The following is a 21,927-nucleotide window of genomic DNA, read 5'->3' on the forward strand; positions in this document are numbered from 1 at the left end:
TATGCACGAAGAAACCCACACCGTCACCCGGATCGGCTGGCTGCGCGCCGCAATCCTTGGCGCCAATGACGGGATCGTATCGACCGCGAGCCTGATCGCGGGCGTCGCGGCGGCGGGCGTAGCATCATCATCGATCGTCGTCACCGGCATCGCGGGACTGGTCGCAGGTGCGATGTCGATGGCGGCGGGCGAATATGTGTCGGTCAGCTCGCAGGGCGACGCCGAAAAAGCCGATGTCGAGCTGGAGAAACGCCACCTCGCAGCCGATCCCGAATTCGAGCTTGAGGAACTAACGCAGATCTATGAGCAGCGCGGGCTCGACCGCGCGCTCGCCGAGCAGGTTGCGGTGCAGCTCACCGAACATAATGCGCTCGATACGCATCTGCGCGACGAGCTGGGCATGACCGATGCGATGGCGGCACGGCCTGTGCAGGCGGCGGCAGCGTCAGCAGTCAGCTTTGCTATGGGCGCGGCTCTGCCGCTTGCGACCGTTTTACTGTTTCCGGGGCCGTCACTGCCGTGGATCGTTTCGGCCGCATCGCTGGTCTTCCTCGCAATGCTGGGTGCACTTGGCGCATGGGCAGGCAATGCGCCGATGCTTCGGCCAGTATTGCGGGTCACCTTCTGGGGAGCGCTGGCGATGGTGGCGACGATGGCTATCGGGTCGCTATTCGGAGGCGTCGGCTAGCGCCGCTGTCATATATGGGGCCCTTCGACGATTGTCAGTGGCCACCGCTTCTGCAACTGTATCGACCTTCCCGCGTTCGCGGGCAAGATTCTCGAATGGGAGAGAGAGATGAGCGATGCCGCCTGGGCGATCGATATCGATCGCGACGACATCACCCACGCCGTGCTGTTCGCCGAACCCGCCGCGTCGCTCGAACCGGGCCAGATCCGGGTTGCGATCGACAGCTATGCGATGAGTGCGAACAACATTACCTATGCGGTGTTCGGTAAGCCGTCGGGCCTGTTCGGCAATGATCAGGGCTATTGGGATTTCTTTTCCGGGCGCGGCGAACCGGGACGGCTGCCGGTCTGGGGCTTTGCCACCGTGACCGAAAGCGCCGCCGACGATATTGCGGTCGGCGATCGCTTCTATGGCTATTATCCCATGGCGAGCCATGCCGTGCTGACGGTCGGCAAGCGCGGCCCCGGCGGCTTCGTCGATGTGACGCCGCGCCGCACCACCCTGCCCCCCATCTATAATAATTATCAGCGCATCGGGGCACTGCCCGACTATCGCGCCGAGCATCATGATTATTGGCCGGTGTTCCGGCCGCTGTTCCTCACCGGCTGGCTGATCGCCGACCAGTTCGAGGATGAGGGCGACTATGGCGCCGGACAGATATTGATCGCCAGCGCGTCGAGCAAGACGGCGATCGGGCTGGGCTTCGCGCTTGCGCAGCGCACCGAACGGCCCGAGACGATCGGGCTGACCAGCGCCGCCAATGTCGAGGCCCTTGCCGCGCAGGGTATTTACGACCGCGTCATCAGCTATGACCAGATCATGACGCTGAACGCCGCGAACCCCGCCGCGCTCGTCGACATGGCGGGCAATGGCGCGGTGACCCGGACGGTGCACAGTCATTTCGGCGACCAACTCAAGGCATCGATCATCGTCGGCAAGTCGCATTGGGATGCGCAGGCCGATGGCGAAGGGCTCCCCGGCCCCGAACGGCAGGGCTTCTTCGCCCCCGGGCGCAGCCAGAAGCGTATCGCCGACTGGGGCGGCGCGGCCTTCGGACAGAAGATCGCCGAGGCGTGGCTGGCGTTCATGAAGGTCGCACCGCGCCTCGCGACCATCGACAAGCGCAGCGGCGGGGAGGCCGCACTCGCCGCCTATCAGGAAATGCTGTCGGGTCAGGCCGACCCCAAAACGGGAATTGTCATCACGCCATGAATTACACCCACGTCATTTTCGACTTCGGCGGCGTCATCACCGCCTCGCCCTTCGAAGCGTTCAACCGGCTGGAGGCGGAACGCGGGTTGCCGCGCGATTTCGTCCGCCGCGTCAACGCTGCCGATCCCGATCACAATGCCTGGGCAAAGTTCGAACGCGCCGAGATCGACGCTACGACCTTCGACACGCTCTTTGCGGAAGAGGCGCGCGCGCTGGGGCATGAGCTTGAAGGCGAAGCGGTGCTTGCGGTACTCGCCGGTGCGGTGCGCCCCGCGATGGTCGCGGCGCTCGACACGCTGAAGACCAAAGGTTTCACCGTCGGCTGCATCACCAACAATGTGCCCTCGGGCAAGGGGGCGGGGATGGCACGCAGCGAGGCGATGGCAGCTGAAGTGGCGGGCATCATGGCGCGCTTCGACCATGTCATCGAATCGAGCAAGGTCGGGGTACGCAAACCCGATCCCGCCATCTACCAGATGATGTGCGATGCGCTCGGCGTCGAACCCGCAAACTGCATCTATCTCGACGACCTGGGTATCAACTGCAAACCCGCCGCGGGGCTTGGCATGCATGCGATCAAGGTAGTGAGCGGCGAACAGGCGCTCGCCGATCTGTCCGCCGCGCTGGAGATGCCGCTGGTTTAGGCTTTGGGCGGCACCGGCCCGCTCGGACTAATGCGCCAGCAACAGCGGAAATCCGCTATTTTTCAGCATGTTTTGCGTCGTGCCGCCAAATAATGTCTCGCGCAGTCGGCCATGACCGAAGGCGCCCATGACGATCAGCCCGGCATCGAGCGAGCGCGCTTCCTGTTCCAGCCGTTCGGCGACCGGCGCCGCTCCGCGATCGAGGAGATCGAGCTCGGCGTGGATACCGTGGCGCGACAGATAGCGTAGCGCATCGGTGCCGGGGAAAGCCCCTTCCTCCTCTGCACCCACCGCCGCCAGCACGACCTGGCGCCCGCCGCCGAGCAGCGGCAGGGCGGCGCGCAGCGCCTGCGCCGCCTGTGGACTGCCGTTCCACGCGACCAGCGCAGGGGCATCGAAATCAAGCGAATTTGTGGTGCCGGGCAGCGCCAGCACCGGAACCGGGGTCGCCAGCGCGAGGTCGCCGGCGAGCATGGGCGGCCCCTGACGAAGATCATGTTTCGGGCCCGTAAGGCTGACGATCGTCAGGTCGGCGAGCGCCGCCGCGCCCGCCAGGCCGCCGATGATATCGCCGTCGGCCATCTCAATCGTCCACGGCACATCTTCCTTGGCCAAACGGTCGGCCAGCCGGTTTTCGAGCGCGAGATCGTCGGCCTGCGCTTTCGCCAATGCCTCGGCGGCGAAATAGGTGCCGCCAAAGGGATCGAAGCTGACGAACTGCTGGAGCGGCGTGGCGATCATCAGCGTGACATGCCCCTCGAAGTGCCGGGCGAGGTCAAGCCCGACCTGATAGCGCCCCTCGGACGCGGCGTCATTGTCGGCGTGGACCAGAATCGAGCGCATATCGGCCTCCTTTGGTTGTCTGATAATAGGCTAATGCACGGAGATACGCATCAGTTCATTGATCGGCGTCAAAGTCGCTGCGCGTCGTCAGGCGCAATCGGGCGGCCTCCTCGAATATCCGCATGAGCACCGGCTCGGTATCGGCGACACGCATCGCGACATGAAATTCAACCGGCGCGAGCGTCGGCATATCGGCGAGCTCGACCAGCAGGCCTCGCTCAACATCGTCGCGAACCATCGGTTCGGGAAATATGCCGACCCCGCCATCGGCCTTGGCGATGTCGATCATCATCCGGGCATTGTTGCACAGATTCAGCGATTTCGGCGCGATACGCGAGGCCTGGATCGCGTCGCGCATCCGGCCGTGGATCGGCGAATGGCTGGCGAGCGACCAGACCGGCACCGGAACCGCATCGCCGCCGCCGCCGCCGCCGCCGCCGCCGCCGCCGAACGTAGCCGCTACGACGGGGCTCGCCAGCCAGACGAGCGCGACCGCGCCGATCGGGCTGGTCTTGAGCGCCGGATGCGCGATCGGTCCCGCCGCGAAGGCCAGATCGGTGCGCCCGGTGAGCAATTGCTGGATCAGGTTCGCGGTCAGGTCGATCTCGATCTCCAGCCCGACATTCGGCATCTCTGCCTTCAGCTTGGCGACGAAGGGCGGCAGGCAACTCGCCGCCGCAATCTCGCCCGCGCCGATCCGCACCACCCCGCTCGCCTCGGCAAAGCCGCCGCTGCCGAGCAGCGCCAATTGCATGTCGCGGAGCAACGGATCGCAATCGCGCACCAACTTTCGCCCGGCGGCGGTCAACGACATGCTACGCCCGTCGCGGCGGAACAGCTTCGATCCAAGCCGCTGCTCCAGCTCGCGCATCCGCGCCGACACCGCTGGCTGGGTCGTGTTGAGCCGCTCGGCGGCCGCGGAAAATGTCCCCAGCCGATCGATCCACAGCAAGGTTTCGAGATGATAGAGCGAGATACGATTGATAGACATCATTTATGAATAATCTAAAATTACTAAGATTAGAATTGATGATTTTGATGCGCCACAGTCACCCCCGACAACAGGAGGAACCCGTTTCATGGCGAACAAGCGATATCCCGACGCCGCCGCCGCACTCGAAGGCATTCTCTTCGACGGCATGCAGATTTGCGCGGGGGGCTTCGGCCTTTGCGGCATCCCCGAACGGCTGATCGACGCGATCCGCGACGCCGGGACCAAAGACCTGACCATTGCGTCGAACAACGCCGGGATCGACGGCGAAGGCCTCGGCAAGCTGCTCCGCACGAAGCAGGTCAAAAAGATGATCAGTTCCTACGTCGGCGAGAATAAGGAATTCGAGCGTCAATATCTGGCGGGCGAGCTCGAGGTTGAATTTTGCCCGCAGGGTACGCTCGCCGAACGCTGCCGCGCCGGCGGCGCGGGCATTCCCGGCTTCTACACCAAGACCGGCGTCGGCACCGCAGTCGCCGAAGGCAAGGAGGTCAAGAATTTCGACGGACAGGATTATATCCTCGAACGCGGAATCTTCGCCGACCTTGCGATCATCAAGGGATGGAAGGCCGACGAGAGCGGCAATCTGATCTTCCGCAAGACCGCGCGCAACTTCAACCAGCCGATGGCGACCGCGGCGAAAATCTGCGTCGCCGAAGTCGAGGAAATCGTCCCCGTCGGCAGCCTCGATCCCGACTGCATTCATCTGCCCGGCATCTATGTGAAGCGCCTGATCCTCGGCGCACCTTACGACAAGAAAATCGAATTCCGCACCGTTCGCCAGAAGGGAGCCGCATAATGGCCCAAGAAATCAAGGGATGGACCCGCGACGATATGGCGGCGCGCGCCGCGAAGGAACTGCAAGACGGCTATTACGTCAACCTTGGCATCGGCATCCCGACGCTGGTAGCGAACCATATCCCCGCAGGGATGGAGGTGACGCTCCAGTCGGAAAACGGCATGCTTGGCATCGGCCCCTTCCCTTTTGAGGGCGAAGAAGACGCCGACCTGATCAATGCGGGCAAGCAGACGATCAGCGAATTGCCGCAGTCGGCCTATTTCAGCTCGTCCGACAGCTTCGCGATGATCCGCGGCGGGCATATCGACCTCACCGTACTCGGCGCCATGGAGATTGCCGAAAATGGCGACATCGCCAACTGGATGATCCCCGGCAAGATGATCAAGGGCATGGGTGGCGCAATGGATCTGGTCGCCGGGGTCAAAAAAATCATCGTCGTGATGGAACATAATGCCAAGGACGGCAGCCCGAAGTTCATTCCGGCATGTACGCTGCCGCTGACCGGCAAGAATGTCGTCGACATGATCATCACCGACCTCGCGGTGTTCAAACGCGACGATCATGACAGCCCGTTCAAGCTGATCGAGCTTGCCCCGGGAGTGACCGCGGAAGAAGTCGCCGAGAAAACGACGGCGCATTATATTGTGTGACGCGATGGATTGCGTCAGGGTGGATAGATGAAAAACAAGGGGCGTTCGGGTCTGGTCGCGGTGGCGGTCGTGGGTCTATTGATCGGGGTGCCGGTTCCGGGCGCCGATCTTGCTGCCAAAGCGGCAGTTAAAAAGGCCGTCGTTAAGCCGAAACCGATCAGACGGCTTCCGCCGCCTCCACCCATATTGAAATCCCCGCCCATCGTTCGCGACATGCGGGAAAAGGCGCCGCCACCCCCGGTTCCGCTGCGACTGCCCAAAGGGTCGCCCGCCATATTGGTGTCGCCCCCCGCCCGTTATCCGATGGGTCTGGCACCGCCGCCGCCGCCGATTCCGGCGAGCAAGGCAGGGCCGCAGATCAAGGAATTGGGCACGCTTCAGTTTGCGCCGACCGTTGCCGACGTCGCGGCGGAGGGCTGGACCGGCAGGGAAAATGAAGATGCCGACCTGATGCTCACCGTCCGGTCCGATGGCAGGGTCGAAGAGTGCAAAAAGATAGAATTTTCGTCGTCCTTCAGCACTGCGATGTGCGCACTCATCGTCAAGTCGGCGCGCTTTCAATGGGCCGGCGAAGGCGATCGGCCTTCCTATGGCTATTTGTTCGTATCGACGCAGTGGGACATCTCGCCTGATATCGATGCGAAGCTTGACCTCATGCCCGAGGATCAGGGATTGCCGGTCGACATCATGTTTCGGCGTGGCAATTTTAACTACGGTTGCAATGTACTAATCAGGGGCATGTCGGCCGAGCAGGAGAGCGCCCTGTGCGCCAAGGTCAAGCGCACGGCTGCGGGTTATGGCGGCAAAGGGACCAACGGCGTCCTATTCGATCCGGATGATTCGGATGTCAGCGTGTGGCTGCGCCGCCGACCGGCTGGCGAAGAGCCGTCACTGAGCGTCAAATGGAATACATATTGGCGTGGCGGTTTTCCCGGGCCGAAATAAAGCCCGCCGACGATTGATGGGGATGCAGTGCTGACCACAATATCACCCAACCCCGGAACCAGCTGGCTACAGCTTGGCGGCTGGTTGTCGGTGGGAGCAGCGTTGCTCCACATGGGCTGCATATTGGGCGGTCCCAAATGGTATCGCTTCTTCGGCGCAGGCGAAGATATGGCGCGCGCCGCCGCGCGCGGCGAATGGACACCCGCACTGATCACGCTGGCGATTGCCAGCATCTTGCTGGTCTGGGCCGCCTATGCCTTTTCAGGGGCGGGCTCGCTGCGGCGTCTGCCGTTGCTGCGAACCGGGCTGGTTGTCATCACGACCATCTATCTGCTGCGCGCAATCGTCTTTGTGCCCCTCCACCTGTGGCGTCCGCAACACACCGACAGTTTTGCGATCTGGTCTTCGCTGATCGTCTTTGTCTATGGAGCGGTTTACACCGCCGGGACATGCAAGGCCTGGCGCCATCTTGCACCCTAAGCCGCTCCGAGGGTGACGGCGGAGGAACTCGCGGCTAAGACGACCACCACATATAAGGTCGCAATCTAGTCACGGGTCCATGAAGCGCGTTTACCTTCTTTTGATCGCTATCGTCGCGCTGGGGACGGCGGGCTGGTTTGGTGTTCACGCCTTTGGCGGGAAGCACCCCCTTGTGAGCGTCCTGATCCCGATCCGGGCCGCTGAAAACCTGCCTGACACGCCCGCGGAATGGCGCGGCCGAATCGACTATCGCGCGCTCGACAAGCAATTGTCCGACCTCGTCCGGCGGCCCGAAATGGCGGGGCTGGCGGTGGCGGTGGTGGAAGACGGCGAATTGCGCTTCGTACGCACCTATGGCGTCTCCGACAGTTCGACCGGAGCGCCGGTCACAGCGCAGACGCTGTTTCGCTGGGCCTCGGTTTCCAAAACGGCGACGGGTGCGCTCGCAGCCGCGCTGGCCACGGATGGCGCCATCGATCTGAACCGTCCGGTTGCCGATTCGCACACGACGCTGCGCTTGCCCGGCGGCGCCGAGGCGCGGGTGACGCTGGAAGACGTGCTCGCCCAGCGCACCGGTCTTACCAAAAATGCTTATGACGAGAAGCTGGAGGAAGGACAGAGCCCCACGCTGCTGCGCGCGAACCTTGCCGCCGCACCGCTGCAATGCGACCCCGGCACCTGCCACACCTATCAAAATATCGCCTTTGATACCGCGAGCGAGATATTGGGTGAGGCGGCGAACGAGGCTTTCGCGGACTCGGTCGAGGATCGATTTTTCCTTCCGCTCGGTATGGTCAGCGCGGGTTACGGGATGGAGCGGCTGACGGGCGCCAAAGATTGGGCGAAACCGCACCGCGGGACGCACGTCCTTCCGATCAAGGAGGCCTATTGGCGCGTTCCCGCTGCTGCGGGCGTCGAAAGCGATATCGTCGATTTCGCCAAATGGATGCAGGCGATGATGGGCAGCCGCCCCGATGTGCTGCCTGCGCCGGTGTTGCAGCTTGCCCATCGCCCCCGGGTCGGCACTGCGCGGCTCTATGGCGGCCCTTTGCGTCAGGTCATTAGCGATGCCGCCTATGGCTTGGGCTGGCGCAGCTTTACCTACAACGGCCACCGGCTCGAAGGTCATTCGGGCGCGGTATCGGGATATCGTGCGACGATGATTTTCGAACCATCCACGCGGACCGGTGTCGTGGCCATGTGGAACAGCGATTGGGGATTTCCATTCCGCATCCCGTTCGCGGCGATCGACAGCTATCACAAGCGTGACGACGCGCGCTGGCTCGACCTCAGCGAGCTGCAGCAGCAGACGGGGGGCGCTGCCAAGGCTAAACCGATTGTCGCGGATTCCAATGGGCAACTCGCCACGCCCTGAACTCTGATTTCATGGGGACCCATCGCCCAGCAGGAGCGCGAAGCATGTATGTGTTGATCACCGCCAACCGCAATTATTCGAGCTGGTCGCTGCGCCCGTGGGCGCTGATGTCCGGGCTGGGCATCACATTCGAAGATCGGATCGAACCCTTCACCAAGCCGGCCAATTATGATGATTTCCGTAGCTTTTCGCCGACCGGGCAGGTGCCGGCGCTGCTCCATGACGGACGGACGATTTACGACTCGCTCGGCATCACCCTCTATCTCGCCGACCGCCACGATGGCGTGTGGCCCACCGATCCCGACGCGCGCGCCTGGGCGCAATGTGCCGCGGCGGAGATGCACAGCGGCTTTTCGGCGCTGCGGGGCGACTGCACGATGAATGTCGGGGTCCGCGTGACGCCCAAGCCAATGTCCGACGCGCTGAAGGCCAATGTCGCACGCATCCGCGAATTGTTCGAGGATGGGCTGGCACGATTCGGCGGCCCATGGCTTGCGGGCGACAGCTTTTCCGCCGTCGACGCCTTTTTCGCCCCGGTGGCCTATCGCGTTCGCACCTATGGCCTCGAAGTCGGCGCGGGACAGGCATGGGTCGACCATATTCTTGCGCATCCCGCGATGCTGGAATGGGAAAGGCAGGCACTCGCCGAAAGCTGGCGCGAGGTGGGGCATGAGGAAGAGTTGCGCGCCTGCGGTGCGATTACTGCGGATTATCGGCAGACCTAATCTGTCAGCGCCTCGCGCACCACCGCAATCCCCGCTTCACGCTGCCTCTTCAATTCGGCCTTCAGCTTCGCCGGATCGCGCGCGAAGACGAATCCGAAGCTCACCCCGCCCGCCTTGCCGATCGTCGCATGATGGAGCTTGTGCGCCTGCACCAGCCGCTTGGCATAGCCGCGCCGCGGCACCCATTGAAAATAACGCTGATGAACAAGCCCGTCGTGCACCAGCGTATAGATGATGCCGTAGAAAAGGATGCCGAGGCCGATCCACGTCCCCGGCTCCCACGCGCCCGCACCCCGGATCATCGGGCTGCCTATCGCGAACATCGAAATGCTCATCGCGGCCCCGACGAGTCCGAACAGGTCATTCTTTTCCAGTCGCTTGGCATGCGGCTCATGGTGATCGCGGTGCCAGCCCCAGCCGAAACCGTGCATGATATATTTGTGGCTCGCCCAGGCGATGCATTCCATTGCCACGATGGTGGCGATGACGAGTGCGATGATGGCGGCGGGTGACATGCGGTGACTATACACGAACTGCCGCGACCGAAAATTGCGTTTTCGTTCGCCACTCGCTTGCAAACTTGTGCGACAGGCTTAAGTGATCCCCATGAACCGCCCCCGCACCCTGTATGAGAAAATCTGGGACGCGCATGTTGTCGAACAGCGCCCCGACGGAACCGCTCTGATCTTCATCGACCGCCATCTGGTCCATGAAGTCACCAGCCCGCAGGCATTCGCCGGACTACGTGCGAGCGGACGCACGGTGCGCCGCCCCGACCTGACGCTCGCGGTTCCCGATCACAATCTGCCGACGACGGCGCGGAAAGACGCGGCGGGCAACAGGCTGCCGATCACCGACACCGAAAGCGCGGCGCAATTGGCCGCGCTCGAAAAGAACGCCCCCGAATATGGCATCCGCTATATCGACGCCTTCGCGCCCGAACAGGGCATCGTCCATGTCGTCGGCCCCGAGCAGGGTTTTTCGCTGCCGGGCACGACGATCGTCTGCGGCGACAGCCACACCGCGTGCCACGGCGGCATCGGCGCGCTGGCATTCGGCATCGGCACCAGCGAGGTCGAGCATGTGCTCGCAACACAAACGCTGCTGCTCCAGCCCGCCAAGACGATGGAAGTGCGCGTCGAGGGCGAAGTTGGTCCCGGCGTTTCCGCGAAAGACATCATCCTCCATATCACCGGCACCATCGGCGCTGCGGGCGGCACCGGCCATGTCATCGAATATACCGGCAGCGCGATCCGCGCCTTGTCGGTCGAGGGCCGCCTCACGGTCAGCAATATGGCGATCGAGGGTGGCGCACGCGCGGGCCTGATCGCGCCCGACGAGACGACCTTCGCTTATCTGAAAGGCCGCCCCTATGCGCCGAAGGGTAAAGATTGGGACGCTGCGGTCGCCTATTGGAAGAGCCTCGCGACCGATCCGGGCGCGACCTATGATAAGAGTGTCGTGATCGATGCCGCCGATATCGCGCCGAGCGTCACCTGGGGCACCAGCCCCGAGGATGTCGTCCCGATCACCGGCGTCGTCCCCGATCCCGCGAGCTTTGCCGATCCGTCGAAGCAGGCCGCCGCCGCAAAGTCGCTCGCCTATATGGGGCTGACCCCCGGCACGCCGATGAACGAGATTCCGGTCGAGAATATCTTTATCGGCAGTTGCACCAACAGCCGCATCGAGGATCTGCGCGCAGCAGCTGCGGTGCTCAAGGGTCGCCACAAGGCCGACAATGTCAAATGGGCGATCGTCGTCCCCGGTTCGGGGCTGGTGAAGGCGCAGGCCGAGGCCGAGGGGCTCGATCGCATCTTCACCGAGGCCGGCCTCGAATGGCGCGAGCCGGGCTGTTCGGCGTGCCTCGCGATGAACCCCGACAAGGTGCCCGCGGGCGAACGCTGCGCATCGACGAGCAACCGCAATTTCGTCGGGCGTCAGGGTCCGGGTGCGCGCACCCATCTGGTGTCGCCTGCGATGGCTGCGGCAGCGGCGGTGACGGGCAAGCTCACAGATGTGCGGGAGTTGATGGCATGACCCCGATCGAAAAGGTCGAAGGCCGCGCGATCCCGTTCGGGCTCAAAAATGTCGATACCGACGTCATCATCCCGGCGCACTGGCTGAAGACGGTCAGCCGCGAGGGCATGGGTCAAGGCGCGTTCGAAAGCCTGCGCGCCGACCCCGACAATCTGTTTGACAGCGCCGAGTTCAAAGGCGCGCCGATCCTGATCGCGGGCGACAATTTCGGGTGCGGGTCGAGCCGCGAGCATGCCGCATGGGCGCTCGGCGACCTCGGCATCCGCGTCGTCATCGCGCCCTCTTACTCGGATATTTTCTCCGGCAATGCGGTGAAGAATGGCATATTGCCCGTCGTCTTGCCGCAAGCGGCGATCGACCGGTTGATGGAGGTCGCGAAGACCGATCCCGTACATGTCGACCTCGACACCCAGACGGTGACGACGCCCTTTCAGGACCGCTTCACCTTCGAAATCGACCCGTTCCGCAAAATGTGCCTGCTCGGCGGGCTCGACGAGATTTCGCTGACCGAGAAAAGCGGTGCAGCGATCAGCGCCTATGAGGCGAAGATCGCGCAAACGCAGCCATGGCTCCAGCCCGCGACGGTCGAAAGCTGATAGAAGCAACCAAAAGGAGAAGATGATGAAGGCTCTCTTGTCGACGCAAACCGGCGGCCCCGAAACGCTCGAGATCGGTGAGCTGCCGCGTCCGACCGCAGGACCGGGCCAGATCGTCGTCGATGTAAAGGCCTGCGCGGTCAACTATCCCGACGTGCTCATCATTCAGGATAAATATCAGTTCAAGCCACAGCGTCCCTTCGCTCCGGGCGGCGAGATCGCCGGCATCGTAGCCGAGGTCGGTGAAGGCGTGACCGCGTTCAAGACCGGCGACCGCGTGATCGCGGCGTGCGGCAACAGCGGCATGGCCGAAGCCGTCGTAGTGTCGGTCAACAATGCCTATCCGTTGCCCGAGGGCCGCGACTTTGCCGAGGGCGCATCGCTGTTGATGACCTATGGCACCAGCATCCACGCGCTCGACGACCGCGGCCACCTGAAGGAAGGCGAGACCTTGCTCGTCCTCGGCGCCTCCGGCGGGGTCGGTATCGCAGCGGTCGAACTGGGCAAGGCGATGGGCGCGCGCGTCGTTGCGGGCGTATCGAGCGAAGCCAAGGGCGATATCGCGCGTCAGGCGGGCGCAGACGAGGTCGTCGTCTATGGTCATGCGCCGTTCGACAAGGACGCGTCGAAGGCGCTCGCCGAGAAATTCAAGGCTGCGGTCGGCCGCGACGGCGCCAATGTCATCTATGACGCGGTGGGCGGCGATTATTGCGAGCCCGCGCTGCGCTCGATCGCCTGGGAAGGCCGCTATCTGGTCGTCGGCTTCCCTGCGGGCATTCCGCGCCTGCCGCTCAACCTGACCCTGCTCAAAAGCTGTGACGTTGCGGGCGTCTTCTGGGGCGCCTTTGCCGCACGCGAACCCGAGCGCAACCGCGCCAATATCGCGCGGCTGTTTCAGCTGTGGGAACAAGGCAAGATCAGCCCGCGCGTCACCGAAACCTTTGCGCTGGCCGATGGCGGCAAGGCGATCGCGAAGCTGGAGGATCGCAGCGCGGTCGGCAAACTGGTCGTCACCATCTGAAATACCGCCCCGACCCCGAGCTGACGGCGGCGCTGCACGATCTGGCGGCGCCGACCGGACGGCTAGAGGTTCGGGTGACCCCGGGCGCAAGCCGCGACGCGGTGGCGATTGCCGACGGCGTCGTCCAGCTGCGGGTCACCGCGCCGCCCGCCGATGGCGCCGCAAATGCGGCAGTGCTGCGACTCCTCGCCGCCGCGCTGGGCCGTCCACCGCGCGACCTGACGCTGCTGCGCGGCGCGACGGCGCGGATCAAGCTGATCGGGATCGCTGGCTTCGGTTAACGCTTTGGCAGGGGCTGCTCGCTATCAAGGGGCACAGAACTAGCTGGGCCAAGGTTGAAACAATGGCGATTCGCCGTTCCAAACGTGAATATAGTGACGCGAGTATCGCGAATATTTCGCGTACCCGCCGCGCGCAGCTGGTCGCCGAGTTCGAAGGCGAGCTGGGCATCGACCATAAAGCCCGCGCCAAGGCCGCGGCCGACGAGCGTCGCTGGATCATCATCAAGACGATCATCGTCTGGTCGATCGCGCTGATGTTTTTCAGTATCGCGTGCCAGAGACTATGGCTGATGAGCCAGAATGCCGAGCATCCCTTCGCCGAGATCAACCCGTTCGAGCATTGGTTCTGACAGGCGACGCCCCGGCCGAAGCCGGAGCGTCCCATCTGTTCTGATCAGTAAACGCGCGCCTTCGGCTTGATATACTCAACGTCGTCCGAAAGCGTATATTCGTGGACCGGACGGTAATCGAGCTTCACGCCGCCGCCCTTGCCGCCCCAGCCGTCGAACCAGCTGATCGTGTGCTTCATCCAGTTCGGATCGTCGCGGCTCGGGAAATCCTCGTGCGCGTGGGCGCCGCGGCTTTCCTTGCGGTTGAACGCCGAGTGCATCGTCACCGTCGCCTGCGCGATCAGATTGTCGAGCTCGAGCGTCTCGATCAGGTCGGTGTTCCAGATCAGGCTGCGGTCGGTGACCCCGATGTCCTGCATCCGGGCATAGGTCTTCGCGAGCTTTTCCTTGCCTTCGGCCATCAGCTCGTCGGTGCGGAACACCGCGGCGTGGGCCGACATGGCGCGCTGCATCTCGACGCGGACTTCGGCCGTCGGCGAGCCGCCATTTGCGTGGCGGAAATGGTCGAGGCGGCCGAGCGCCAGATCGGCGCTGTCGGTCGGCAGCGGCGCCTGCGCCGCGCCGGGCTTGACGATATCGCGGAGGCGATGGCCGGTTGCACGGCCGAAGACGACGAGATCGATGAGGCTGTTCGAGCCGAGACGATTCGCGCCGTGGACCGACACGCACGCCGCTTCGCCGACCGCGAACAGGCCAGGGACAACCGTATCGGGGCCATCCTTGCCCAAAGTCACGACTTCGCCATGATAGTTACAGGGAATGCCGCCCATATTATAATGGACCGTCGGCACGACCGGCAAAGGCTGGCGCGTCAGATCGACGCCGGCGAAAATCTTGCCGCTTTCGGTGATGCCGGGCAGACGCTCCGCCAGCACCGCCGGATCGATGTGATCAAGGTGCAGGTAGATATGGTCGCCATGCGGGCCAACGCCGCGCCCTTCGCGGATTTCGAGCGCCATCGAACGCGACACGACGTCGCGCGACGCCAGATCCTTCGCCGACGGGGCATAGCGCTCCATGAAGCGCTCGCCTTGCGAGTTGGTGAGATAACCGCCCTCGCCGCGCGCGCCCTCGGTGATCAGCACGCCCGCGCCGTAAATGCCGGTCGGGTGGAACTGGACGAATTCCATGTCCTGAAGTGGCAGGCCGGCACGCAGCACCATGCCGCCGCCATCGCCGGTGCACGTATGCGCCGAGGTGGCGGTGAAATAGCAGCGGCCGTAGCCGCCGGTTGCGAGGACCACAGCCTGCGAACGGAAGCGATGGATGCTGCCATCCTCGAGGCACATGGCGATCACGCCGCGGCACACGCCATTGTCCATGATCAGGTCGAGCGCGAAATATTCGACGAAGAAATCTGCGTCATATTTCAGCGACTGCTGATAAAGCGCATGGAGCATCGCATGGCCGGTGCGGTCGGCGGCGGCGCAAGTGCGCTGCACCGGCGGACCTTCGCCCATATTCTGCATATGGCCGCCGAACGGACGCTGATAGATGGTACCGTCCTGGTTACGGCTGAACGGCACGCCTGCATGTTCGAGTTCGTAGACAGCCTGCGGCGCTTCGCGCACCATATATTCGATTGCGTCCTGGTCGCCGAGCCAGTCGGAACCCTTGACGGTGTCGTACATATGCCATTGCCAATGGTCGGGCGAATTGTTGCCGAGGCTGGCGGCGATGCCGCCCTGCGCCGCGACGGTGTGGCTGCGCGTCGGGAACACCTTGGTGATACAGGCGGTTTTGAGGCCTGCTTCGGCGCTGCCCATCGTGGCGCGCAGGCCCGAACCGCCGGCGCCGACGACGACGGTGTCATAGATATGGTCGATAATCTTATAGGCGTCGCTCATGCCGGCGCTCCCCCGCCAAAGGCGATACGGGCGATCGCGAACAGGCCAAAGGCCGCGCCGCCGATCGCGTAGAAATTCAGGACGACGAGCGCGAACAGACGTGCCGCTTCGCCATGGGCATAATCCTCGATCAGCACCGTCAGGCCAAGCCGAAGGTGCCAGAAGACGCTGACCACCATCAGCATCAGCGCGAGCGCGACGGTGGGGTTTGCAGCCCAGCGCAGCACTGCGGCATGGTCACCCAGCGGCAGCCGGACGAGCGAGACGAAGAGGAAGCCGACGAGCAGGATATTGGCCAGCGCGGTCAGTCGCTGCTGCAACCAATGCTGCGAACCATGGCCCGACGAACCGAGCCCGCGAACTTTTCCAAGATGCGTTCCGTTGCCCATCAGAGTGCCCCTGCGAGGATATAGAGCCAGGTCGCGGCGGTCGCGAGGACGCCGCTGATCATCACGACGGTCGACCAGAGCTTGTTGGTCTTGAGCTCATAGCCCGCGCCGGTGTCGAGCACCAAATGGCGCAGCCCCGAGAAGAGATGCTGAAAAAAGGCCCAGGTCAGGCCGACCAGCACGATCTTGCCGAGGATATTGGTCACCTGATGAAAGGCGCCGCCGGCGGGATCGTTCCAGACGCAGGCGACAAAAGCGGCATAGGCGTCGGGACCCGACGCGAGCGCGCCAAGCCACCACAGAAACATGCACGCGCCAACGATGGCAAGCCCGTCACCGCTGACGCGATGGAGGATCGAGACCGTCATGTGCGGCCCCCATTTATACACCTGTAAATGCGGTGCGCGCGGTCGTCCGCTTGTTTCTTTGCCAGCCATATCAGCCCCGTTTTGTGACTCTAATCGGTCGATGGGCGCCGGTTTAGCGCCGTAGCCGCGATATGCAATTGCTTAGGCCACAAAATATGCGCCCCGTCGCCATACAAAGGCAGGGGTGCCCATCGACCCGAACCACGCCCGGCGGCGCGCCCCACCTTCGCAGGGCCGACGCCCGGGATTTCGCGCCTATTTCTTGTCGCGGTTCGCGTAGAGCAGCGCGGCGAGCACTGCGGCCGATCCAATGCCGATGCCGGCGGCGGCGGCGGCGGTTTTCCAGCCTCGGCCGCGCTTGCCGGCCTTGGCTTCGGCTTCGGCCGCATCGGCGGCGTCCTTCTGCTGCTGACGCTCGCGCGCGGCGCGCAGCACTTCATTTTCCTCGTGCTCGTCTTCCTGCCCGGGGAGGGGGTCATTTTGGTCGGTCATTGTCTGTTCTGCATCCTTTTGTCAGACGAGCGCCTGTTCGACAGGCACATAATCGGTTCCGACCGCTTCCGCCACGGCTTCGAACGTCACCTTACCATTCCAAACGTTCAAGCCCTGCGCAAGATGCATGTCGCGTCGCAAAGCTTCTTTCCAGCCGAGATCGGCGATGCGCAGCGCGTGCGGCAGGGTGACATTGTTGAGCGCATAGGTGCTGGTGCGCGCGACCGCGCCGGGCATGTTGGCGACCGCATAATGGACGATCCCATCGACCACATAGGTCGGATCGGCGTGGGTTGTCGCATGGCTGGTCTCGAAACAGCCGCCCTGATCGATCGCAACATCGACAAGCACCGATCCCGCCTGCATCGTCTTCAGCATGTCGCGCGTGACGAGCTTCGGCGCCTCTGCCCCCGGGATCAGCACTGCGCCGATCACCAGATCAGCCTCGGCGACACATTCGGCGAGGTTCGCGCGGTTCGAAAAGCGCGTCTTGGCGCGCGCCTCGAAGAAGGTGCCGACGCGTTCGAGGACTTCGGGGTCGCGGTCGAGGATCGTGACGTCGGCGCCGAGGCCCGCCGCCATTTGCGCCGCGTTGAAACCCACGACCCCGCCGCCGATGATGCATATCTTGCCCGGCGCGACGCCGGGGACGCCGCCGAGCAGCACGCCGCGGCCGCCATGCGCCTTTTCGAGGGCGGTTGCGCCGGCCTGGATCGACATGCGCCCCGCGACCTGGCTCATCGGCTTGAGCAAGGGCAGGCCACCGTGCGGGCTGGTGACGGTTTCATAGGCAATGCACACCGCGCCCGATTTCATCAGGTCGCGGGTCTGGTCGGGGTCGGGGGCGAGGTGGAGATAGGTGTAAAGGATCTGCCCTTCGCGCAGCATCGCGCGCTCGGCGGGCTGGGGTTCCTTGACCTTCACCACCATGTCGCAGGCGGCGAAAACTTCCTCGGCAGTCGCGACGATTTCGGCGCCCGCCTCGACATAGTAGCGGTCGTGCGCGCCAATCCCCTCTCCCGCCCCTGTCTGGACGAGCACGCGGTGGCCGTGAGCATGGAGTTCGCGGGCGCTTTCGGGGGTCAGGCCGACGCGATATTCGTGATTCTTGATTTCCTTGGGGGTGCCGATGATCATCTGCCGCTCTCCAAACTGGTTTCCACCGCAACAATAGGCGCGAGGCATAGCGAATGTATAGCGCCGCGGACCTGTATCGGGCGAAAATTAGCGGCGCTGGTTAACGACGCCTTTACTATCCACACCGCATATCCCGGCCGGTAATTTCGCTGGCCAATGCGGGCAAAGACCCGCGTGTCGGCAACGATCGTCCAAGGGAACAGGATCATGGTGAAGGAAAATCCGATTCACAGGCAGCAAATCGATCCGGTGCTGATGGCCGATCGCTTCCCTTTTTATGATCTCGACGGCCAGTTGGCCGCGAACGCCGCCGAAATTCACGCGATCATCGCCGGGCGCGAAGAGGCGATCGGCAAAGCCTATTGGGACGCGTTCAACGCCCTGCCCACCATTGAGCGCCGGATCGACGGCGAACTGCTCGCCTCCTATATTCAGGGCAGTTCTCACCACGCCGCCGCCAAATATGCCGACCCGGCGGGGCAGGAGGTCGCGACGATTGCGTGCCAGAACACCCATATGGCGCGCCGCGTGAAAGTGCCGCTCGCTTCGGTCTTGTCGTGCCTCGCCGAAAGCCAGCGGCTGGCAATCGAATATGTCGTCGAAGCGTGCGAAGGTGATGGGTCGCGGATCGCGCGGTTGACCAGCGCGATCAATCGCCTCTCGATCCTCGAGGTCGATATCATGCAGCGCTACGCCGAAAAGCTCGACCGTGCCGCCATATCGAGCGACCGTCAGGCGCTGGCGGGCGATTTCGACCGCTCGATCGCCTCGCTGGTGCAGGACAGCGACGGGGTGCGCCAGCAACTCGCCAAACAGGCGGCTTCGGCCGACCAGGCGGCGAAGGGCATGATCGCCAAGACGAGCGAAGTCGCCGCGGCATCCGAACAATCGGCGATGGCGATGCGCGAAGCCGCCTCGACCGCCGCCGGGTTGATCCGCGCGATCGAGGATGCCCGCAGCGAAGTCGAGGCATCGGCGAGCGTCGCGACTCGCGCCTCCGAACAGGCGGGCGAAGCCGTCGCCATGTCCGCAACCCTGTCGCACCACGCCGAATCGATCGAGTCGATCCTCGGCCTGATCCGCGAAATTGCGGGCCAGACCAACCTCCTGGCGCTCAACGCCACGATCGAGGCGGCGCGCGCCGGCGATTCGGGGCGCGGCTTTGCCGTCGTCGCGCAGGAAGTGAAGAGTCTCGCCAACGAAACCGCCCGCGCGACCGACGATATTGCGGGCAAGATTACCGCGATCCAGCAGGCAACGCGCGGATCGGTCAGCGCCAACCAGTCGATCCAGGCGACGATCGTCGAGGTCCAGCAGTCGGCGCAGCGCATCCGCGACGCAATGGATGCGCAGGCGCAGACGGTCACCTCGATCACCGCCGCGGTCGATGAAACCGCACTCGCCGCCGATTCGATGTCGTCGACGATCGCCAGCATCCGCAATGATTCGGGCATGGTCGCGGGCGAGATCAGCACGCTGAGCGCTGAATTCGGCAAGATGGGCCAGCGGCTCCAGTCGCTGGAAAAGGCCGCGAGCGAGTTCAGCCGCCGCGTCGCCTGACCGGCGGCTTGGCAAGCCGCTCCCCCCTGCCTAAGGCGGAGGGATGTCCACCAGAATCGCCATCTTCGCCGCGCTCGCGCTTGTCGGCTGCGCGCCGCAGCAATCCATCGCATCACCCGCGCCGACAGGAAAGGCGCTCGCCGCCGCCTGCGAGGGGCGCGACGGCTGGAGCGATGCCGCGCCGCCCGCGAAGATTTTCGGCAATAGCTATTATGTCGGCACCTGCGGCATCTCCGCCATATTGATCGATGCGCCCGGCGGACTGGTCCTGATCGATGCGGCGACCGAGGAAGCCGCACCCGCAATTCTTGCCAATATTCGCGCGCTGGGCTTCGATCCGAAGAAGGTCCGGTATCTGCTCGCGAGCCACGAGCATCTCGACCATGTCGGCGGGCTAAAGGCGCTGCAGGATGCGACCGGCGCCAAGGTCATCGCGCGCGCCGAGGCCGTTGCCGCACTGACCAGCGGCGAACCCGACGCGACCGACCCGCAGCGCGGCAGCATATCATCCTTCAAGGGGGTGACGGTTTCGGATGAGCTGCGCGACGGCGAAGCCCTGCCCATCGCCGATATCAAGCTGACGCTCCACGCGACCCCCGGCCACACGCCCGGAGGCACCAGCTGGACATGGAAAAGCTGCGAAGGCGCCGACTGCCGCACCATCGCCTATGTCGACAGCCTGAGCGCCTTTTCCGCTGACGGTTACCGCTTCACCGACCATCCCGAATATGTTGCGGTGCTGCGCGCGACGCTGGACAAGGTTCCCGCGCTGCCCTGCGACATTTTGATCACACCGCACCCGAGCGCGAGCAATTTATTCGCGCGGCTGGCGGGCGATGCGCCGCTCGCCGAACCGACCGCATGCCGCACCTATGCCCAAGGCGCGCGCGAACGTCTGAGCACGCGCCTCGCCAAAGAAGCTGAAACAAAACCATGAGCTGGATCGTCTCCCTCCCCTGCACCCGTGCCGAAGCCGAGGCGCTGAACGACGATATGTCGGCGCTCGATGCGCTGGTGCAGGCGCCGGTCGTGGTGACCCACGAACTTAACGAGGATCGCGACGAGTGGCAGGTCGATGCCTATGTCGACGACAAGCCCGGCGCCGAACTGCTCGAAACACTGGTATCGCTGGTTGCAAGCGCGAAGGGCAAAAAGCCCAAGGTCGAAGAGCTGCCCGAAGAGGATTGGGTGACGCTGAGCCAGCAGGGACTCGAGCCCGTGCAAGCGGGGCGTTTCTTCGTCCACACGAGCAGCTATGCCGACCGCGTTCCCGCGGGCAGCACCTCCTTCCTGATCGACGCGAGTCAGGCGTTCGGAACCGGCGGACATGACACGACCGCGGGCTGCCTCGCGATGCTCGACCAGCTGAAGCACGCCGGCGCAAACCCGCGCAACATCGCCGACATCGGCACCGGCACCGGGCTGCTCGCCTTTGCTGCGATGGCGCTGTGGCCGCGCGCGAAGACGATCGCGTCGGACATCGACCCCGCGAGTATTTTCGTGACGCGCGACAATGCGGGGATCAATGGCGTTCCGCTGGGGCGCGGCGGCGGCGGGCTGGCGCTCGCGGTCGCACCGGGGACCAACCATCCGTCGATCAAGCATCGCGCTCCTTATGACCTTGTGATCGCCAACATCCTTGCCGGGCCGCTGATCACGCTGGCGCCAGACATCGCTGCGGTCACTGCGCCGGGTGGCCATGCGATCCTCGCCGGGCTGATCGCACGACAGATGGAGCCGGTGCTCGCCGCCTATCGCGCGCAGGGCTTCCGGCTCGCCGCGCGCAGCGGAAGCGCAGAGTGGCCATGCCTGTTGCTGATCAAGCGCCACCGTTACGGCTGGCGGCGGAAAGAACGCGCCTATCACCGCGCGAGCCCGTCGGATGCGAGTTTCGGGAGCTGGTGAGAGGCGCGGCCCAACGCCGCTCGAAGGACAAGGCCATGGAAACTCTGTCACCGGTCAGAATGGCTCCCCGCTGGCCATCGACATGCGTTACGGTCGATGATCGTGCCTATCATGCTCTGCAATGTGCAGCCGCGATGTTGCCCGACGGAGTCCAGCTGATTCTGACACGCGGCTATGAGCCGAAAAGATCGCGACTGGGACGGCTGCGTATTTTGTTCAGAAGCGGCGGAATCCTGGCATTTAAAATTTTGTTTCCGCACCGCCGCAACGAGATCGGCCCAATATTCGGCGCGAATGGGCACGACATCGACGGCACGCATATCGATGTTTCAATCGAGGAAAATGGAAAGAGGTTGCGGTTTTTACCCTTGGGCGTTTTCACACCCATCCGGGTCCAGGGAATCCTGTACAACAAGCATGCCAAAATCGTCGATTCCGTCCGCGCCGCCTTGATCGCCTCCGGCTTTCTTATTCATCCGAATCATACGGAAAGTTTCCAGATTCACTGCGATTTTATTGGTCACCCTGAACCGGACTGTGACCGTTCCCACGCGTCAACTGCTGCCGCGCACCTATAGCCGCACCGGCATCC

Annotated in this window: 26 protein-coding genes; 18 read left to right on the forward strand and 8 right to left on the reverse strand. The window is 63.9% G+C overall.

Going from position 1 to position 21,927, the window contains the following annotated elements:
* Position 1 precedes the first annotated feature (1 nt).
* The 3 genes from CDQ91_RS11200 (at position 2) to CDQ91_RS11210 (ending at position 2,544) form a co-directional block, all read left to right on the forward strand.
* A complete protein-coding gene (locus CDQ91_RS11200; protein WP_088472816.1) occupies positions 2 to 688 on the forward strand; it encodes a VIT1/CCC1 transporter family protein in 687 nt (228 codons plus the stop codon).
* Positions 689 to 796: 108 nt separating this feature from the next.
* Positions 797 to 1,900, forward strand: a complete 1,104-nt coding sequence (locus CDQ91_RS11205) for a DUF2855 family protein (RefSeq protein WP_088472817.1) — start codon at positions 797 to 799, stop codon at positions 1,898 to 1,900.
* Positions 1,897 to 2,544, forward strand: coding sequence for an HAD-IA family hydrolase (locus CDQ91_RS11210; RefSeq protein WP_088472818.1), 648 nt, complete (start codon positions 1,897 to 1,899; stop codon positions 2,542 to 2,544). The genes CDQ91_RS11205 and CDQ91_RS11210 overlap by 4 nt, the downstream gene beginning before the upstream one ends.
* A gap of 27 nt (positions 2,545 to 2,571) precedes the next feature.
* Here the strand turns inward: CDQ91_RS11210 and CDQ91_RS11215 are convergent, their stop codons facing one another.
* Together CDQ91_RS11215 and CDQ91_RS11220 are read right to left on the reverse strand one after the other, a co-directional pair.
* Entirely contained in the window at positions 2,572 to 3,387 is an 816-nt protein-coding gene (locus CDQ91_RS11215) for a universal stress protein (RefSeq protein WP_088472819.1), read from the reverse strand.
* 55 nt (positions 3,388 to 3,442) lie between these two features.
* Positions 3,443 to 4,378 (reverse strand): LysR family transcriptional regulator, encoded by a 936-nt coding sequence (locus CDQ91_RS11220; protein WP_088472949.1) that lies wholly within the window; start codon positions 4,376 to 4,378, stop codon positions 3,443 to 3,445.
* An 88-nt stretch (positions 4,379 to 4,466) separates the two neighbouring features.
* On the opposite strand from CDQ91_RS11220, the gene CDQ91_RS11225 reads away from it, so the two are divergent.
* The 6 genes from CDQ91_RS11225 (at position 4,467) to CDQ91_RS11250 (ending at position 9,352) form a co-directional block, all read left to right on the forward strand.
* On the forward strand, positions 4,467 to 5,177 hold the full coding sequence (locus CDQ91_RS11225) for a CoA transferase subunit A (protein WP_088472820.1): 711 nt from the start codon (positions 4,467 to 4,469) through the stop codon (positions 5,175 to 5,177).
* Entirely contained in the window at positions 5,177 to 5,827 is a 651-nt protein-coding gene (locus tag CDQ91_RS11230) for a CoA transferase subunit B (protein WP_088472821.1), read from the forward strand. The genes CDQ91_RS11225 and CDQ91_RS11230 overlap by 1 nt, the downstream gene beginning before the upstream one ends.
* 27 nt (positions 5,828 to 5,854) lie before the next feature.
* Positions 5,855 to 6,772: a hypothetical protein gene (locus tag CDQ91_RS11235; RefSeq protein ID WP_088472822.1), complete on the forward strand. Its 918-nt coding sequence runs from the start codon at positions 5,855 to 5,857 to the stop codon at positions 6,770 to 6,772.
* Between the two features lie 27 nt (positions 6,773 to 6,799).
* Positions 6,800 to 7,252, forward strand: a complete 453-nt coding sequence (locus CDQ91_RS11240; protein WP_237245949.1) for a hypothetical protein — start codon at positions 6,800 to 6,802, stop codon at positions 7,250 to 7,252.
* 79 nt (positions 7,253 to 7,331) lie between these two features.
* Positions 7,332 to 8,627, forward strand: a complete 1,296-nt coding sequence (locus CDQ91_RS11245; RefSeq protein WP_088472823.1) for a serine hydrolase domain-containing protein — start codon at positions 7,332 to 7,334, stop codon at positions 8,625 to 8,627.
* A 44-nt stretch (positions 8,628 to 8,671) separates the two neighbouring features.
* Positions 8,672 to 9,352 (forward strand): glutathione S-transferase family protein, encoded by a 681-nt coding sequence (locus CDQ91_RS11250; protein ID WP_088472824.1) that lies wholly within the window; start codon positions 8,672 to 8,674, stop codon positions 9,350 to 9,352.
* Here CDQ91_RS11250 and CDQ91_RS11255 read toward each other — a convergent pair.
* Complete coding sequence (locus tag CDQ91_RS11255) at positions 9,349 to 9,867, reverse strand: sterol desaturase family protein (RefSeq protein WP_088472825.1); 519 nt, start codon at positions 9,865 to 9,867, stop codon at positions 9,349 to 9,351. The genes CDQ91_RS11250 and CDQ91_RS11255 overlap by 4 nt on opposite strands.
* Before the next feature lie 91 nt (positions 9,868 to 9,958).
* Between CDQ91_RS11255 and leuC the strand changes: the two genes are divergently transcribed.
* The 5 genes from leuC to CDQ91_RS11280 all read left to right on the forward strand — a co-directional run bounded on the left by leuC (position 9,959) and on the right by CDQ91_RS11280 (position 13,637).
* The gene (gene leuC, locus CDQ91_RS11260; RefSeq protein WP_088472826.1) at positions 9,959 to 11,389 is read left to right on the forward strand and encodes a 3-isopropylmalate dehydratase large subunit; all 1,431 of its coding nucleotides are present in this window, start codon (positions 9,959 to 9,961) and stop codon (positions 11,387 to 11,389) included.
* Complete coding sequence (gene leuD / locus CDQ91_RS11265; RefSeq protein ID WP_088472827.1) at positions 11,386 to 11,985, forward strand: 3-isopropylmalate dehydratase small subunit; 600 nt, start codon at positions 11,386 to 11,388, stop codon at positions 11,983 to 11,985. Before leuC ends, leuD begins: the two co-directional genes overlap by 4 nt.
* Positions 11,986 to 12,010: 25 nt before the next feature.
* Positions 12,011 to 13,006 (forward strand): NADPH:quinone oxidoreductase family protein, encoded by a 996-nt coding sequence (locus CDQ91_RS11270; RefSeq protein ID WP_088472828.1) that lies wholly within the window; start codon positions 12,011 to 12,013, stop codon positions 13,004 to 13,006.
* A gap of 41 nt (positions 13,007 to 13,047) precedes the next feature.
* Positions 13,048 to 13,287, forward strand: coding sequence for a DUF167 domain-containing protein (locus CDQ91_RS11275; RefSeq protein ID WP_272897613.1), 240 nt, complete (start codon positions 13,048 to 13,050; stop codon positions 13,285 to 13,287).
* A gap of 62 nt (positions 13,288 to 13,349) precedes the next feature.
* Positions 13,350 to 13,637 (forward strand): hypothetical protein, encoded by a 288-nt coding sequence (locus CDQ91_RS11280; protein ID WP_088472830.1) that lies wholly within the window; start codon positions 13,350 to 13,352, stop codon positions 13,635 to 13,637.
* Positions 13,638 to 13,681: 44 nt separating this feature from the next.
* On the opposite strand, the gene sdhA is transcribed toward CDQ91_RS11280, so the two are convergent.
* The 5 genes from sdhA to ald form a co-directional block, all read right to left on the reverse strand.
* Positions 13,682 to 15,484 carry a succinate dehydrogenase flavoprotein subunit gene (sdhA, locus tag CDQ91_RS11285; RefSeq protein WP_088472831.1) on the reverse strand — a complete coding sequence of 601 codons (1,803 nt, stop codon included), beginning with the start codon at positions 15,482 to 15,484 and terminating at the stop codon, positions 13,682 to 13,684.
* The gene (gene sdhD / locus CDQ91_RS11290) at positions 15,481 to 15,873 is read right to left on the reverse strand and encodes a succinate dehydrogenase, hydrophobic membrane anchor protein (RefSeq protein WP_088472832.1); all 393 of its coding nucleotides are present in this window, start codon (positions 15,871 to 15,873) and stop codon (positions 15,481 to 15,483) included. Before sdhD ends, sdhA begins: the two co-directional genes overlap by 4 nt.
* Positions 15,873 to 16,310: a succinate dehydrogenase, cytochrome b556 subunit gene (sdhC, locus tag CDQ91_RS11295; protein ID WP_088472833.1), complete on the reverse strand. Its 438-nt coding sequence runs from the start codon at positions 16,308 to 16,310 to the stop codon at positions 15,873 to 15,875. Before sdhC ends, sdhD begins: the two co-directional genes overlap by 1 nt.
* Positions 16,311 to 16,496: 186 nt before the next feature.
* On the reverse strand, positions 16,497 to 16,733 hold the full coding sequence (locus CDQ91_RS11300) for a hypothetical protein (protein WP_088472834.1): 237 nt from the start codon (positions 16,731 to 16,733) through the stop codon (positions 16,497 to 16,499).
* A gap of 21 nt (positions 16,734 to 16,754) precedes the next feature.
* Positions 16,755 to 17,870, reverse strand: a complete 1,116-nt coding sequence (gene ald / locus CDQ91_RS11305) for an alanine dehydrogenase (RefSeq protein WP_088472835.1) — start codon at positions 17,868 to 17,870, stop codon at positions 16,755 to 16,757.
* 207 nt (positions 17,871 to 18,077) lie between these two features.
* Here ald and CDQ91_RS11310 point away from each other — a divergent pair, with 207 nt between their 5' ends.
* Genes CDQ91_RS11310 through CDQ91_RS11325 form a run of 4 tightly spaced genes read left to right on the forward strand, consistent with a single transcriptional unit; the run spans position 18,078 to position 21,913 of the window.
* Positions 18,078 to 19,430, forward strand: coding sequence for a methyl-accepting chemotaxis protein (locus tag CDQ91_RS11310; protein ID WP_088472951.1), 1,353 nt, complete (start codon positions 18,078 to 18,080; stop codon positions 19,428 to 19,430).
* Positions 19,431 to 19,473: 43 nt separating this feature from the next.
* A complete protein-coding gene (gene bla, locus CDQ91_RS11315; protein WP_164499248.1) occupies positions 19,474 to 20,367 on the forward strand; it encodes a subclass B3 metallo-beta-lactamase in 894 nt (297 codons plus the stop codon).
* The gene (locus CDQ91_RS11320; protein WP_088472836.1) at positions 20,364 to 21,335 is read left to right on the forward strand and encodes a 50S ribosomal protein L11 methyltransferase; all 972 of its coding nucleotides are present in this window, start codon (positions 20,364 to 20,366) and stop codon (positions 21,333 to 21,335) included. The genes bla and CDQ91_RS11320 overlap by 4 nt, the downstream gene beginning before the upstream one ends.
* 35 nt (positions 21,336 to 21,370) lie before the next feature.
* Positions 21,371 to 21,913, forward strand: a complete 543-nt coding sequence (locus CDQ91_RS11325) for a hypothetical protein (protein WP_201791890.1) — start codon at positions 21,371 to 21,373, stop codon at positions 21,911 to 21,913.
* The last annotated feature ends 14 nt before the right edge of the window (positions 21,914 to 21,927 follow it).

Origin of the sequence: Sphingopyxis witflariensis (genome assembly GCF_002205635.1) — a bacterium.
GTDB lineage: Bacteria > Pseudomonadota > Alphaproteobacteria > Sphingomonadales > Sphingomonadaceae > Sphingopyxis > Sphingopyxis witflariensis.

Excerpts from the sequence above, each read along its gene's own strand:
- CDQ91_RS11235 (WP_088472822.1), top strand. The coding sequence starts at position 5,855 with ATGAAAAACAAGGGGCGTTCGGGTCTGGTCGCGGTGGCGGTCGTGGGT.
- CDQ91_RS11300 (WP_088472834.1), bottom strand. The coding sequence starts at position 16,733 with ATGACCGACCAAAATGACCCCCTCCCCGGGCAGGAAGACGAGCACGAG.
- CDQ91_RS11320 (WP_088472836.1), top strand. The coding sequence starts at position 20,364 with ATGAGCTGGATCGTCTCCCTCCCCTGCACCCGTGCCGAAGCCGAGGCG.
- CDQ91_RS11205 (WP_088472817.1), top strand. The coding sequence starts at position 797 with ATGAGCGATGCCGCCTGGGCGATCGATATCGATCGCGACGACATCACC.
- leuD (WP_088472827.1), top strand. The coding sequence starts at position 11,386 with ATGACCCCGATCGAAAAGGTCGAAGGCCGCGCGATCCCGTTCGGGCTC.
- sdhC (WP_088472833.1), bottom strand. The coding sequence starts at position 16,310 with ATGGCTGGCAAAGAAACAAGCGGACGACCGCGCGCACCGCATTTACAG.
- leuC (WP_088472826.1), top strand. The coding sequence starts at position 9,959 with ATGAACCGCCCCCGCACCCTGTATGAGAAAATCTGGGACGCGCATGTT.
- ald (WP_088472835.1), bottom strand. The coding sequence starts at position 17,870 with ATGATCATCGGCACCCCCAAGGAAATCAAGAATCACGAATATCGCGTC.
- CDQ91_RS11225 (WP_088472820.1), top strand. The coding sequence starts at position 4,467 with ATGGCGAACAAGCGATATCCCGACGCCGCCGCCGCACTCGAAGGCATT.
- CDQ91_RS11310 (WP_088472951.1), top strand. The coding sequence starts at position 18,078 with ATGGTGAAGGAAAATCCGATTCACAGGCAGCAAATCGATCCGGTGCTG.
- CDQ91_RS11250 (WP_088472824.1), top strand. The coding sequence starts at position 8,672 with ATGTATGTGTTGATCACCGCCAACCGCAATTATTCGAGCTGGTCGCTG.
- CDQ91_RS11215 (WP_088472819.1), bottom strand. The coding sequence starts at position 3,387 with ATGCGCTCGATTCTGGTCCACGCCGACAATGACGCCGCGTCCGAGGGG.
- CDQ91_RS11325 (WP_201791890.1), top strand. The coding sequence starts at position 21,371 with ATGGAAACTCTGTCACCGGTCAGAATGGCTCCCCGCTGGCCATCGACA.
- CDQ91_RS11210 (WP_088472818.1), top strand. The coding sequence starts at position 1,897 with ATGAATTACACCCACGTCATTTTCGACTTCGGCGGCGTCATCACCGCC.
- sdhD (WP_088472832.1), bottom strand. The coding sequence starts at position 15,873 with ATGGGCAACGGAACGCATCTTGGAAAAGTTCGCGGGCTCGGTTCGTCG.
- CDQ91_RS11200 (WP_088472816.1), top strand. The coding sequence starts at position 2 with ATGCACGAAGAAACCCACACCGTCACCCGGATCGGCTGGCTGCGCGCC.
- sdhA (WP_088472831.1), bottom strand. The coding sequence starts at position 15,484 with ATGAGCGACGCCTATAAGATTATCGACCATATCTATGACACCGTCGTC.
- CDQ91_RS11230 (WP_088472821.1), top strand. The coding sequence starts at position 5,177 with ATGGCCCAAGAAATCAAGGGATGGACCCGCGACGATATGGCGGCGCGC.
- CDQ91_RS11270 (WP_088472828.1), top strand. The coding sequence starts at position 12,011 with ATGAAGGCTCTCTTGTCGACGCAAACCGGCGGCCCCGAAACGCTCGAG.
- CDQ91_RS11220 (WP_088472949.1), bottom strand. The coding sequence starts at position 4,378 with ATGTCTATCAATCGTATCTCGCTCTATCATCTCGAAACCTTGCTGTGG.
- CDQ91_RS11245 (WP_088472823.1), top strand. The coding sequence starts at position 7,332 with ATGAAGCGCGTTTACCTTCTTTTGATCGCTATCGTCGCGCTGGGGACG.
- CDQ91_RS11280 (WP_088472830.1), top strand. The coding sequence starts at position 13,350 with ATGGCGATTCGCCGTTCCAAACGTGAATATAGTGACGCGAGTATCGCG.
- bla (WP_164499248.1), top strand. The coding sequence starts at position 19,474 with ATGTCCACCAGAATCGCCATCTTCGCCGCGCTCGCGCTTGTCGGCTGC.
- CDQ91_RS11255 (WP_088472825.1), bottom strand. The coding sequence starts at position 9,867 with ATGTCACCCGCCGCCATCATCGCACTCGTCATCGCCACCATCGTGGCA.